The following is a 13,624-nucleotide window of genomic DNA, read 5'->3' as shown; positions in this document are numbered from 1 at the left end:
AACTCACCGGAAACAATCTTCTTCTTTATTTCTTCAACTTCTTTAACCACTGCAGGATCAATGTTCTCTGTGCCGGGAGCAAGGTCTACACCTTCATCAGCCAATGTGTAGGTCTTTACGCCGCCCTTGATGTTTCCTTCCACCAATTCCTTGCTTACATCAAATACCGCATTGTCCACTCTCTTCATAGCGGAGGTCAAAATGGTCTCGGGAGCAATGGAGCTCTGGTCACTGTCTACACCGATAGCCCAGATCTTAGCTTCCTTACAAGCATCGATTACGCCCAGTCCGGTTCCGCCGGCTACCTGGAAAATAACGTCAGCCCCATTGGTTACCATGTTGTTTGCTGCGGTCTTTCCTGCTGCAGTATCTGCAAAGGAGTTGGCATTGGCCTGTAAAACCTTGGCATTTGCATTGGCATCCAAAACACCGGCAGTGTAGCCGTATCCGAACTGGTTCATCATGTCGGTAGCCATGCCCAAAACGATACCTACGGTATTCTTCTTGGTGGTCTTTCCTGCAACATATCCTGCAAGATAAGAAACCTGTGCCTGCTCAAACATAAGAGAAGTAACATTGGAAACATCCGCTAAAGAAGCATCATCCACGATGGCAAACTTTACATCCGGGTTGGAAGCGGACTCTGCCTTTAAAGCATCTGCCAAAGCATAACCGATACAAATGATTAAATCATAGTCCTCATCCACAAAGGTCTCGATGTTTGGCTTGTAGTCCGCATCGGTCTTGGACTCCAGATACTTTGCCTCGATACCAAGCTCCTTCTGTGCTCTCTGTAAGCCTTCCCAAGCAGACTGGTTGAAGGAGCCGTCATTTACTCCTCCTACGTCGGTAACAATACCAACCTTCAGGCCCTTTCCGGAAGATGCATCCTTCTTTTCCGCCTTGCTCTCCTCTGCCTTCTCGGAACCGGCTTCAGATGCCTTCTCCGAACCCTGCTCGCTAGCCTTGGCACTTTCCTTCTTCTCTCCGCCGGAAGCACTGCAAGCCGCTAAGCTGAATGCCATGGTCAAAGCCAGGAATGCCGCAAAGATTCTTTTCTTCATTTCTCGTCCTCCTTAGATGAAGTCTTTTCCATCCGCCGTTTTCATCCGACCTCCCCGGCAAATAACAAAAGACTTGTCACATGTACCCTCCCATTATAGAAAAGAAAGAATACAGTGACAAGTCAGTTCCTTTGTTTATTTTGCTTGAAAAAATAGAGAAGATGAACAAAAGCCTATTCCGGAAAATGAGAAAGCAAAAACTCTAAAAAGCCTTTCAGGTTCAGATTTCCTTCCCATAAACGCCCCAGAATATAATTTAGCAGACTGAAACCCACAAAACAGAAGCCGAAAAAGAGGAAGAGGCTTAAGGCGAAAATGCTGTATAAAAAGCAGATTTTCAGAACCTTTCCACTTTGGCCGTACTCTATTTTCAGGGCTGTATAGTCCAGTACAATGCCCAAGGGTATGCCCAAAAGAAACAGAAAGACGGAAAACAGGGGAAATCCTAACAATAAGGAAAAAAAGGAAAGACTTGCTAAAAGGTAGAGCGCCAGTCTTCCCCTGGTAAAGAGGTAAAACAGGTCGGAAAAGCTCCTTCCCTCTGAAAAAAATAAAAGGAGGAAGAAGGGTAAGAGCAAAAAGCTTAAGGCATAGAGCAGGGAAAACTGAAGAGAGGCCGCCGGATTTCCGTTGGAAAGGTATAAGCCGATGAAAAACATCAGAAGCAAGCTGATGGTAAAAAGCAGAGAGGTACTTTTATGCCCTGTCTTTTCCTTCTCCTTCAGCATGGCCTCCTCCGGATCCGCCAAATACTCCCGGATTTCTCCCCGTAAAAGCTTCGGTGCCTGCAAAAATTCCTTGATTGCTCCGGAGGAAGGCAGTGCCGGAGAAAAGAAGGAAGAACGAGCCTCTACAAAGACCGGTATCCCTTTCCTTTCGGAAGCTTCTTCAATAACTACCGATTCTGCCTCTTCCGAAACGTTCAAATTCTCCTGTTCTAAAGCTTCCTTTTCCGAATCCTTCTGACTATCCTGTTCTAAAGCTTCCTCTTCCGAATCCCTCTGATTATCCTGTTCTACAGCGTCCTGCTCTTGTTCCCCATACTCTTCCGAAGCTTCCGGCAGCGTTTCCTCCGCTTCTTTTACACTCTGTTCCTCGAAATTCGGTTCTCCTGTTCTCTTCTGTTTTTCCTGTAAAGCCATTTCCAAAGCCGCAATCCTTGCCTCCAGAGCCTGCTCTCTTTCCTGCCTTTGCCGCTTTTTCTCCGCCTTCTTTTCCGCTTTTTTTGCTAAGCTTTTTTCTTTCTTAGCAAATGCTTCTTCCCCTTCCGGCTTTTCTCCTTTTTTCTTCCCCATTACACCGTAAATCCCTTCTTCCGCTCTTTTCCTAAAACTTCTGTCCCATATTGTAGCCTAGTTCCCTTGTCTTGGGAAGAGCTTCCTCTTCTACCGCCTAATCCCGGATTCCCCTTTCTTCCCTTGACTCAATTTTTTCATTCAAAGGAATAGGGAACAGAAGATTAAGAAGCAAGTTTTCATTCCTTTCGCTTTCAAAACAGCATTTCATCCATTTCAACAAAAATGTGGATAAGTCCTTTGTACATTTTCCCAAAAATGGGATTTTAAGAGGACTTATCCACAAAAATTACACTTTTACACATTGCCAAGCTATTTTTCTGCCTTTTTGCTTTCGATAAATTCAAAAAACAGCGAAAAAAAGTTACGATATTCTTACTTTCCCCATTCCATTTCTTTTAAGAGCAGGCTTTAAGAAAGAAGATTCTGATAATTTCCCAGGAAGCTTTTCATTCTTTCCTGCTCCGAAGAAAAGACCTCCTCCGGACTTCCCTCACAGATTACTTCTCCATCCGCCATAAAAAGGATGCGGTCGGAAATATCTTTGGCAAAGGTCATTTCATGGGTAACAATCACCATGGCCATCTTCTGTCCCTTTAGGGAGCGAATCACGGAAAGCACTTCTCCGGTAAGCTCCGGATCCAGTGCAGAGGTTGGTTCATCAAAAAATAAAATCTTCGGCTCTAAGGCCAGGGCTCTGGCAATGGCCACCCTTTGCTTTTGTCCGCCGGAGAGGGAATAGGGATACTGCTCCGCCTTTTCCAAAAGCCCCATTTGGGAAAGCACTGCTTTAGCTTTCTCTTCCGCTTCTTCCTTTGTTTTTCTCTGCACATGAATCAGGGGATCCATCACATTTTTCACAACCGTCCAATGGGGAAAAAGATTGAAGTTCTGAAACACCAGGCCGAAAAGCTTCTTGGCCTCTTCCTTTTCTTCCTTCGTTGCCTGTTTTTTCTGCCCTTCCGTCAACGAAAAAATCGCCTTTCCGTCGTAGAAAAGCTCTCCTCCCTCCGCCTTTTCCAGGAGGGTGGCAATGCGAAGCAATGTGGACTTTCCTGAACCGGAGGGTCCGATGATGCTGAGTACCTCGCCCTCCTTACAGGACAGGGAAATTCCTTTCAGAATTTCCTCTCCCGAAAATGCCTTTCGGATATTTTTCATTTCTAAAATCGCCATTCCGCTCTCCTATTGATTCCTCAGATGGGCACTCCCACATCTTCTTTTCCATCCAATTCTATTGATAATACGCCATCTTCTTTTCCATCCGTTCCATAATAAAGGCTACCACAAAATTGAAAATGTAGTAAAGCACTCCTGCCATAATCAAGGGGAACATAGAGCTCTGGGAGGAAGACAGGGCCTTGGCCTGGGTAAACATTTCCATCACGGAAATGGAAAAGGCTAAAGAAGTATCCTTTACCAAAGAAATCACCTCGTTGGTAATGGAAGGAAGAATCTTCTTCCAAACCTGGGGAAGGATAATACGGAAGAAACACTGCATTTTGCTGTAACCGAGAATTTCCGCCGCCTCATACTGCCCCCGGTCCATGGATTGAATTCCAGAACGATAGATTTCCGCAAAATATGCCGCATAATTCAGAATAAATCCGATATATACCGCTGTCATGCGGTAACCCGGATGGAGACTTACTTTGAAAATGTAATAGGGGCCGTAATACACCATAAAAAGCTGTAGCATTAAGGGTGTTCCCCGCATAAAGGAAATGTAGATTTTGATGATTCCCGATATCAAGGGGTTTTTATGCATTCTCCCAAAAGCCACCAAAAGACCTAAGGGCAAAGAAAAAAGGAGGGTTATGGCGAAGATTCCCAGACTCACAAGCAATCCTTCTCCCAGCTTCCACAGCACCACTGTCCACTCCATTTTTTCTCCCCTTTTCGTTTTTATTAGTCTTTTTTCTCTACTACTCTATTGATTTAGTCTTATTCTATTGATTTCGTCTTGTTCTATTGATTTCGTCTTTCTCTCTTGATCCATTCACTCTATTGTGTTTGTGAATGTTCCATACTACTCTCTGCAAAACGCCTTTATTTACCGTTTCAAAATTTTGTCTTTCCTATTGTAAAATAAAACCTTCCGTTGTGCCAAACCATTTTTCATTGATTTTATCAATCACGCCTTCTTCCTTCATTTCCAAAAGGGTTTTCTTCACTTTATCCGCAAGCTCGGTATTTCCCTTCTTGAAGCCGATACCGTACTGCTCCTCTGTCAGGCTTTCAGAAAGAACCTTTGCCTTCTTTTTAAAGGTCTTAATCTGGTATTCCGCCACTACGGAATCCATGCAGATGGCATCACAGGCACCGGATTCCAAATCCATCATGGCATTCTGGTAGTCTCCCACCTCGGTGAGGCTGCCGAAGCTATCCTTTAAGCTCTTATTTTCCTCTCGATTTAATGCGGTAAGTCCGGTGGAATCCTTCTGCACCTCTACCGCCTTCCCCTTTAAATCGGATAGACTGCTGATATCGCTGTCCTCTCTTACCACAAAAACCTGCTTATTGGCTAAGTAAGGTCCCACAAAGGTATAGCTGTCCTCACGGCCTTCCATACCGAAGCCGTTCCAGATGCAATCAATGTTTCCGGAATTTAATTCTAAATCCTTGGCATCCCAGTTAATGGGCTTGGGTACAAAGGTCAAATCCAATCTCTTTGCCACTTCCTCTGCCAGCTCCAGGTCATAGCCGGTGTTGTTTCCATCCTCTCCCACAAAGCCCATGGGAGGGAATTCCTGGTCAAAACCCACGGTGAAGCTTCCGTTACTTCCCTCCACCTTGGCTTCTGCCTTTTCTCCTGCCTTCTCGGTACCGGCCTGCTCGCTGCCTGCCTGAGTACTGCCCTCTTCCTTGCTTCCGGAGCTACTTCCGGTAGTACTCTTTCCTCCGCAAGCCACCATTCCCAGTGCCAAAACTCCTGCAGTTGCCATCCATAAAAGATTTCTTCCAAACTTTTTCATACTCTTCTCCCTTTCCTTCTCTATTTTTACTTTGATTTGCTATCATGCTAATACGTTACTATGCTAAAGTGTTTTTGTCAAGATTTTTTTAGAAGATATTACAGAGTTTCCGGCTATACATCCAGGGCAAAGGAGATATCCCACACTGGGAAAGTGGTACTCATTACGCATAAAAAAGGCCTGAAATCGGGAAACTTCCCTTTTTCAGACCTTTTTCCATAAAGCGAAATATATTTCCGCTGCTGTCTATTACTCTTTTGCCTTGGTTTCGATGGTAGCCATTACAGAACTTTCCTCTGTAGAAGCGATAGTCTCTTCCTTCTTCTTGGAATCGTCCTTAGCCTTGGAGGATTCTTTGCTTGCAGAAGACTCCTGCTCCTTTGCAGCCTCTGTCTCGGCTTCGCTTGCCTTGCTCTCCTTGCCCTTGTCGCTGTCCTGCTCCATGATTACGGAAGGCTCTTCATTCTTTACGGTAACCTGAGACTCAACGTATTCCATCACTTTATTACGGATAGCCGCTTCTTCTACCAGCTCCTTACCGTACTGCTCAATCAGCTTCACACGATTGGTCTTTTCTCCGGTTAAGGAAGACTCTGCCTCAGCCAGCTCATCCAATAAAGCATCCGTTACCTTAATGCCCTGATCGTCCGCCAGCTTCCGCATTAAGAAGAGCTGCTTTGCGTAATCCTCCGCTCTGGCATAGGCATCCTCTTTATACTCTGCAACGGTCTTTCCGGACATGTTGATGATATCCGCAACGGACATACCGTAGCTCTTCATCTGTTTAAGAGTTGCATCTAAAAGGTAAGCCTTTGCGTACTCCATAAGCTTCTCGGAAGGCTTAATGGTGGCTTTTTCACTAATCGCCTGAATTGCCTGATCCTGAATGTTGGAGTGGTAGTTAAAGTCTTTTCTGGCCTGAAGCTGCTCACGAACCTGATCACGGTAGCTCTCTACGGTTTCTGCAGTGGTGCCGTCATAATTCTTTACCCATTCATCCGTTAAGGTAGCGGGACGCTTTACTTCATGAATCTTTACCGCGAATTCCGCAGCCTTACCGGCAAGCTCTTCATTGCCATAGTTCTCCGGGAAGGTAACCTTTACGGTAACGTCTTCTCCGGCCTTCTTACCAATCAGCTGATCCTCAAATCCGGGGATAAACTGTCCGGAGCCAAGCTTTAAATCCTGCTTCTCCGCTGTACCGCCGTCAAACTTCTTTCCGTCAATGGAGCCGCTGTAGTCGATATTTACGGTATCTCCTTCCTTGGCTGCATCGTCTACCACGGTAGGATTCTGATCCAGAGTCTGCTGGATGGCATTGTCCACTTCTTCCTGGGTAACATTCTCCAAAGGTGCTACCGTAACGGTGATGCTCTTTAAATCCGGGATTGTGATGCTTCCCATCTCGGAAAGCTTAGGCTCAGCAGGAACCTTCAGAGCTTCCAGCTCTTTAATCTCAGGACTGTCCTCGGTTAAGGTGGAGGAACTTACTTCACTTCCGGAAGCCTTCTCGGATTCCTTAGTCTCTGTCTTCTTGCCGCAGGCTGCTGCCATAATCGCCATAGCCAGAATGGCTGCCGATGCAAATAATTTTCTTTTTCTCATAATACTCCTTAGTTTCTTGGAAAAATTCTTTTCCTGTTTTCGATATTTTTGCTGCCAATGAGTTTACTCTCTATTGAAAGCTAAAAATGCCTTGTAAGTATAATAAACATCCAGCTTAGCTGTCAATTCAAATGGAGCATGCATGGAAAGAACCGCTACCCCTAAATCCACGGTGTCCACATTCATATTGCCCATATACATGGCAATGGTTCCTCCGCCGCCTTCGTCTACCTTACCAAGCTCTCCCACCTGCCAGCAAACCTTGGCATCTTCCATATAGCCGATAACCTTCTGCATGGTTTCTGCGGAAGCATCATTGGAATAGCCCTTTCCTCTGGAACCGGTGTACTTGGTGAGAACCGGACCATGGTTAAAGAAACAGGAGTTCTGCTTCTCATATACATCCGCCCAGGTCGGGTCATAAGCTGCATTTACATCGGAGGAAAGACAGATGGAATTTCTCAGGATATCCCGTACTCTCTCTCCCTCGCACTCCGCCAAATCCTCTACAAAGTGGAGAAGCGCATCGGACTGCATTCCGGTATTTCCGGTGGAGCCGATTTCTTCCTTATCCACCAATGCGGTAAGGGAAGTAAATTCCGGAGTCTTGCACTCCAGCTCCGCCATCAAAGCGGTATAGGCACAAACCTTGTCGTCCTGTCCGTAAGCACCTACCATGGAACGATCCAGTCCCACATCGCAAGCCTTCTGTGCAGGAACCAAGGTAAGCTCAGCCCGCATAAAGTCCTGCTCCACCATACCGTACTGCTCATGAAGAATGGAAAGAATCTTCAGCTTAAAGGCTTCCTTTACTTCCTTGTCATCAATGGGGGTAGAGCCCAAAAGGATATTTAACTCCTCTCCCCGGATACCGTCGCTTAACTTACGGTCGTCCTGCTTCTTGGAAAGGTGGGGAAGCAGGTCAGTAATCACCAGGATTGGATCTCCTTCTTTCTCGCCAAGGTCAAAATCCACATATTTACCATCCCGGAACATCACTCTTCCGTGAAGAGCCAGAGGAATGGTACTCCACTGATACTTCTTAATTCCTCCATAGTAGTGTGTCTTAAAATAGGAAAGCTCCTCCTGCTCATAAAGAGGATTGGGCTTTAAGTCGATTCTCGGAGAATCAATGTGGGCAATGTTAAAGTGAATTCCCTGATCCAGGGGCTTCTTTCCCATGGTTACCAGGAAAATGTTCTTGCCTCTATTGATAAAGTACAGCTTATCTCCGGTCTTATATTTCACACCTCTTGTAAATTCCTTATAGCCCGCCTTCTTCGCCAGCTCCTCGCTGTACTTTACGCATTCTCTTTCAATCTTGGAATGGTCTAAGAAGGTCTTGTAGCCCTCCGCAAAGTCCATAGCCTTCTGCAAATCCTCCGGTCTTTCCTTCGCGATATGCTGAGGCTTAAAACACAACTTCTCTTCTAACTTCTGTCCCTCTGTCTTTCCCATAAAGGCACCTCCTTCAATGCGTTTTTTAAGATTCTACTGTGTTCCTGTGTTGAAAATGTGAAAAAAAGCGGAGTTTCACCGCTTTTTTACTCTACTGTCTGTTCCGACCTAATGTATTAATCCTGCACGGTTTAAAGGCCAATAGCAAATGTATACCTTTGCCAGCATTTTCTCCCGCTTTACAAACTGGTTTTCTCCCCAGAAACGGGCATCCGCAGAATTGTTTCGGTTGTCTCCCATCATAAAGTAGCAGCCCTCCGGCACAGTCACATCCACCTCCGGGAATTGGTTACCGTCCACAATCATGGGCTCCGGTAAATAGCTTTCCGTAATGGCTTTTCCGTTAATGTATACGGTACCCACCGGCACTTTTCCGGAGGAAGACTGCACCGCAAGCTTCTTAATCATGCCGGCATCCACCTCTCCGGTCTTCTTTACTTCCACATGGTCTCCGGGCATGCCGATGACTCTCTTTACATAGTAAATAACCTGGTTTCTCTTATCCTCCCGGCCGTCATAGGGGCAGACTCCCTTATCATTTTCCCGATAAATCTGATGGTCGTTTCGACATTGGTAGCCATACAAAAAGATAGCCACATCTCCTCTTTCCACCTGTCCGAAACGGTAATGAAGCCGGGAACCGAAAACACGACTTCCCGCCATAATGGTATTTTCCATGGATCCTGTAGGAATGGTGGAATTGGCAATCACATAGTTGTTCAATATAAATGCGGCAATTCCCGCCACCAAAAGAATCTTCACCCACTCAAAAAGCTCTCCCATAAAGCTTTGGGGCTTTTTCCGACTGCTCTTTTTCTTATCCTGCTCTTCCTGCATAGCTTCTCCCTTTTTCTTATTCAGGAATAGTTCTCTTGTATTTAAGAAGACTTTTTCTTATTCAAGAATAGTTCTTTTGTATTTAAGAAAACTATTTCTTATTTAAAAATCGTTCTCTTAAGAAGGATTTTCCTCGTTCTGCTGCTCTTGTCTTCTTGCGGTCATATACTGATGCTCTTCCTCCAGCTCCTTATACAGCTGCAAAAGACTCCAATCCCTATTATGCTCCGTTTCCATACATTTTAAATCCACCCGGATGCCCAGCTTCTTCAAATCCGTTAAAAATTCTCCCACCTCCTTGGGGGAAAATCCGATGAATTTCAAAAGCTCCGCGTCCTCCGGCAGACTCAGTATTTCCTCTTCCGGTGCAGACAGTAGCCGAATCTTTCGGATGATGGCCACACCCCGGACTTTATTTACTTTATCGACATCTTTTCGATGGATATAGAGTATTTTTTTCTCCATTTCCTCTCCTTCCCGGTAATTTCATTCGCTTTATTTTATCTTCTATCCTAGTTACGTTCTTGTCTTAGCTCTTCCATAAACGCCGTCATTTCCTGTAAAAGAATCGGACGTACCTCTTCATTCAACACTTCATGCCGTAATTTAGGGAAAATGTGAAGCTTAAGCTTGGGATTTCCCAGTTGCTTTAACATAGCATATAGACTTGCCGGTCCCTTTCCGTATTCTCCCACCGGATCCGCACCGCCGGAAAAAAAGAAGCAGGGAATATCCTTCAGCTTTTTGATTTCCGAATATTCATTAACCCTTTCCAGGGCAGCCAAGAGGTCAGCATAAGCTCCCAGGGTAAAGCCCACTGCCAAAGGATCCCGGGCATTTGCCTGACTCACCTCTTCCTTAGTGCAAATCCAAGCAGATAGGCTCTTGGGATTTCGGATATGTCTGTTGAAATACTTCGCCAGGAGAATGCTTTCCTTTAGCGCATCATCCTTGGCTCCCCGAAGCTTCTTTTGGACAGCAATGTAGCCCTGCACCGGAAGCAGTACAGGACTTCCCCCTGCCGTTCCGGAAAGCAGTAAGCCCTTTAAGTCTTCCCCATAGCGTGCAGCATAGTCTCTTGCCAGGAAGGAACCCATGGAATGGCCGAAGAGAAAAATCGGCAGATTCGGAAACCATTTTTTTATCTGCAAGAGGCTTCTATGAATATCATGAATAATGCTTTCCCAGCCGGAGATGTCTCCAAAGTAGCCGGGAATATTGGCACTTTTTCCATGTCCCTGAATATCCATACCGCAAACCACATAGCCCTGCTTCGCCATGTACTCAAAAAGATAACGATATTTTCCGATATGCCCCTGCATCCCGTGGAGAACAAAAAGAATCCCCTTCTTTTCAAGACTTTCCTCCTGCCACAGAACATTATAAATTTTCCCAAGCCCGTTGCTGGCTTCCCTTTTCCACTCTCTTCTTTCCATCCTTCTCCTTTTGCTTTATATCGGCTTTCACGAAAGCTTTATATCGGCCTTCACGAAAGCCTCCTATCAGGATTTTCAATACTCATCATAATATCATGCTTTCCGCAGGAGATACAAGAAAAGAGCTTCTTATCTCTTTACAATTTTTATAATTTTTTCAAAGGAAGAAAGGGGCTGTTATAAAATAAAAAAGAATAAATAAGTTTTGGCAGTACAGGTCTAGTCGGGGGCACGCTCTCGCTAACCTCGCCTCGTAGCAGTACTAACTTCAAGCATCGCCTTGCTCGCTTTCAGTAAGTACTGAGGGGCTCAGATTACCCCCTTTTAGACCTGTACTGCCAAAACTTGCACCAAAATCCGATTTTATTACATCCCCTTTCTCCCTATTCTTTTCTTATACATTGTGCTATATTTAAAAGGTTGCATTTGTTAAATTTTTTAAGACTTATGAAAGGAGGGTTTATGCTGATTTGCCCGATATGTGATTCTACCTTAGTGAATCGTGTTTGTCCGATTTGCAAAAGGATTGTGAAGAATCCCTGGGTTTTGGATGACCGGGTATTTATTAATCGCTCCCATTCTCTTCCGGATGATTTCTGTGAATATCATGGAAATGGGCGAAAAGTCACCTTATTAAACAAAGTGGATCACAAAGGCTCCTCGGTGATTTCTCCCAAAGTAAATCCCCTAAAACAAGCACACAATCCCAGTCAGTCTCAAATGGTGGATACGGTTATGAAGAAAACAATTCCGCCGAAACCGACATTTTCCTACAATAAGAAGAAAGGATAGAGATTATGCCATTTATTATTTTTTTAATCGTTATCGTTCTGTTAGTCAGCACCACGATTCGTATCGTACCGGAGGCCTGTGCCATGGTTGTAGAGCGTCTTGGACGTTTTCATAGCGTATGGCGTCCGGGTATTCATTTCCTGATTCCCTTTGCCGATCGTATTGCCAAGAGAATTAACTTAAAGGAGCAGGTAGCGGATTTCCCTCCCCAGCCGGTTATTACCAAGGATAATGTTACCATGCGCATTGACTCCGTTGTTTTCTTTGTGATTACCGATTCAAAGCTTTATGCCTACGGTGTGGAGAACCCCATTGCCGCCATTGAAAACTTAACCGCTACTACTCTTCGTAACATTATCGGTTCCATGGACTTGGATACCACTTTAACTTCCCGTGATGAAATCAACACCCAGATGCGTTCTCTTTTGGATGTGGCTACCGACCCTTGGGGAATCAAGGTTAACCGTGTAGAGTTAAAGAACATTCTTCCTCCTGATGCTATTCGTGAGGCCATGGAGAAGCAGATGAAGGCGGAGCGTGAGAAGAGAGAGGCTATTACTCTTGCAGAAGGTAACAAGGAAGCGGCAATCCGTACCGCACAGGGTAACAAGGAGGCAGCAATCCTGAATGCAGAAGCGGACAAGAAAAAGGTCATCCTTGCGGCGGAAGCCCAGAAGGAAAAAGAAATTCAAGAGGCTGAAGGTCGTGCTCAGGCGATTTTGGATGTGCAAAGAGCGGAGGCGGAAGGTATTCGTCTTTTGAAGGAAGCCGGTGCGGATGATGCGGTACTTCGCATTCGCAGCTTAGAAACCTTTGCCAAAGTGTCCAATGGAAAGGCTACCAAGATTATTATTCCTTCCGATATCCAAAATATGGCAGGCTTGTTAAGCAGTTTGAAGGAAACCCTCGTTTCCCCCTCTGCTCCTGCGGCTGAGACTATCTCTACCTCTACCTCTGATACTCTTGAAGCGGTAAATGGAAATGAGGAAGCATGATAAAAATCATCTTCTTTGATATCGACGGCACTCTTCGTCCCTTTGAAACCGGAATCATTCCGGAGGATAGCAAGGCTGCCGTCCGAAGAGCCCGGGAGGCAGGAGTGCTTTGTGCCATTGCCACCGGAAGGCACTGGGTGGAAATTTATAATGAAGGCTTGGTGGAGGATATGTATTTCGATGCCTTTGTCACTTTGGACGGAGGCTATGACTATATCCTGCACCCTGATAAGGCAAGACATGTATTCCAAAAGCAGGGCGCCAAAAAGCCGAAGGACTACCACTTCCTGATTGATGAGGCAGGGCTTCCCCTGCCTTACTTTGACCCAAAAAACGGAGAGGTACTTTTACAAGAAGCCATCCCCGGAGAAATGGTGGAAAATGTCCTGGCCATGGCGGAAGAAAACACCTTTCCCATTCTATTTTTGGAAGAGAGAAGGCTCTACGCCAACTTTGTAAATGATGCTTTGTTACGTTGTCTTTCGGAAATCAAATCCGGCCTTCCTCCCATCCTTCCCCTGTCGGAAGCCAGAAAGAATCCTCTTTATATGCTGATTCCGGTACTTCAGGAAGAGCAAGTTGAAGAGCTGGAAAGAAGAATTCCGGACTGCCATTTGGTTCGCTGGTCCGACGGTCTGTCCTTTGATGTGACCAAAAGAAATATTTCCAAAGTTTCCGGTATCGAAGCCATTTGCAAGGCTTTGGGCATTCAAAAAGAGGAATGTGCCGCCATCGGAGACGGCTGGAATGATGTGGACATGCTCTCCCATGTAGGAATGGGCATCGCCATGGGCAACGCCAAAGAAGAATGTAAGGCTGTGGCAAACTACATCACCGCCCCAATCCTGGAGGGCGGCCTGCCCCAGGCGGTGGACTACATTCTAAACTATAACGAAACGCAGAAGAAATGATGGAGAAGCGATGATAGCAAGGCGGGTATCCATCAGCTTTCGAGCAGTATAGCTTGTGACAAGAGCTACACTCTTAGCTCTTACCTACACGCTAAGCATAAACTTTAAAAGAAACACGAAAGAAGTGATATTAGCAAGACGAGTATTCATCATCTTTCGAGCAGTATAGCTTGTAATAAGAGGTACACTCTTAGCTCTCACCCTACACGCTAAGCATAAACTTTAAAAGAAACACGAAAGAAGTGATATTAGCAAG

At 45.4% G+C, this 13,624-nt stretch carries 13 protein-coding genes; 3 read left to right on the top strand and 10 right to left on the bottom strand.

Annotated features, from left to right (window positions below; all coding sequences use genetic code 11):
- The 10 genes from ACO4PX_RS00230 to ACO4PX_RS00185 form a co-directional block, all read right to left on the bottom strand.
- Window positions 1-1,064, bottom strand: a 1,064-nt coding sequence (locus ACO4PX_RS00230; protein WP_485570828.1) for a BMP family lipoprotein, incomplete at its 3' end; no start/stop codon positions are given.
- A gap of 173 nt (window positions 1,065-1,237) precedes the next feature.
- On the bottom strand, window positions 1,238-2,359 hold the full coding sequence (locus ACO4PX_RS00225) for a hypothetical protein (RefSeq protein WP_472451176.1): 1,122 nt from the start codon (window positions 2,357-2,359) through the stop codon (window positions 1,238-1,240).
- 411 nt (window positions 2,360-2,770) lie between these two features.
- Window positions 2,771-3,535: an amino acid ABC transporter ATP-binding protein gene (locus tag ACO4PX_RS00220; RefSeq protein WP_183683468.1), complete on the bottom strand. Its 765-nt coding sequence runs from the start codon at window positions 3,533-3,535 to the stop codon at window positions 2,771-2,773.
- 58 nt (window positions 3,536-3,593) lie between these two features.
- A complete protein-coding gene (locus ACO4PX_RS00215; RefSeq protein WP_472451174.1) occupies window positions 3,594-4,244 on the bottom strand; it encodes an amino acid ABC transporter permease in 651 nt (216 codons plus the stop codon).
- A 193-nt stretch (window positions 4,245-4,437) separates the two neighbouring features.
- Complete coding sequence (locus ACO4PX_RS00210) at window positions 4,438-5,334, bottom strand: amino acid ABC transporter substrate-binding protein (RefSeq protein ID WP_485570826.1); 897 nt, start codon at window positions 5,332-5,334, stop codon at window positions 4,438-4,440.
- A 249-nt stretch (window positions 5,335-5,583) separates the two neighbouring features.
- Window positions 5,584-6,939, bottom strand: a complete 1,356-nt coding sequence (gene tig / locus ACO4PX_RS00205) for a trigger factor (RefSeq protein ID WP_485570824.1) — start codon at window positions 6,937-6,939, stop codon at window positions 5,584-5,586.
- A 63-nt stretch (window positions 6,940-7,002) separates the two neighbouring features.
- Window positions 7,003-8,397: an aminopeptidase gene (locus ACO4PX_RS00200; RefSeq protein WP_448974968.1), complete on the bottom strand. Its 1,395-nt coding sequence runs from the start codon at window positions 8,395-8,397 to the stop codon at window positions 7,003-7,005.
- A gap of 108 nt (window positions 8,398-8,505) precedes the next feature.
- Window positions 8,506-9,234, bottom strand: coding sequence for a signal peptidase I (lepB, locus tag ACO4PX_RS00195; RefSeq protein ID WP_007158283.1), 729 nt, complete (start codon window positions 9,232-9,234; stop codon window positions 8,506-8,508).
- Between the two features lie 117 nt (window positions 9,235-9,351).
- Window positions 9,352-9,699 (bottom strand): DUF3783 domain-containing protein, encoded by a 348-nt coding sequence (locus ACO4PX_RS00190; RefSeq protein ID WP_007158284.1) that lies wholly within the window; start codon window positions 9,697-9,699, stop codon window positions 9,352-9,354.
- 47 nt (window positions 9,700-9,746) lie between these two features.
- Entirely contained in the window at window positions 9,747-10,670 is a 924-nt protein-coding gene (locus ACO4PX_RS00185) for an alpha/beta fold hydrolase (RefSeq protein ID WP_472450121.1), read from the bottom strand.
- A 462-nt stretch (window positions 10,671-11,132) separates the two neighbouring features.
- On the opposite strand from ACO4PX_RS00185, the gene ACO4PX_RS00180 reads away from it, so the two are divergent.
- The 3 genes from ACO4PX_RS00180 to ACO4PX_RS00170 are packed head-to-tail and all read left to right on the top strand — an operon-like array spanning window position 11,133 to window position 13,368.
- Entirely contained in the window at window positions 11,133-11,462 is a 330-nt protein-coding gene (locus ACO4PX_RS00180; RefSeq protein WP_472450119.1) for a hypothetical protein, read from the top strand.
- A 5-nt stretch (window positions 11,463-11,467) separates the two neighbouring features.
- Window positions 11,468-12,457: an SPFH domain-containing protein gene (locus ACO4PX_RS00175; RefSeq protein WP_472450118.1), complete on the top strand. Its 990-nt coding sequence runs from the start codon at window positions 11,468-11,470 to the stop codon at window positions 12,455-12,457.
- Window positions 12,454-13,368, top strand: a complete 915-nt coding sequence (locus tag ACO4PX_RS00170) for an HAD hydrolase family protein (RefSeq protein WP_485570821.1) — start codon at window positions 12,454-12,456, stop codon at window positions 13,366-13,368. The genes ACO4PX_RS00175 and ACO4PX_RS00170 overlap by 4 nt, the downstream gene beginning before the upstream one ends.
- The last annotated feature ends 256 nt before the right edge of the window (window positions 13,369-13,624 follow it).

It is taken from the genome of Oribacterium sp. (assembly GCF_057249185.1).
Note: the sequence above shows the minus strand (reverse complement) of the source record. Positions and strands in the feature narration are given on the sequence as shown.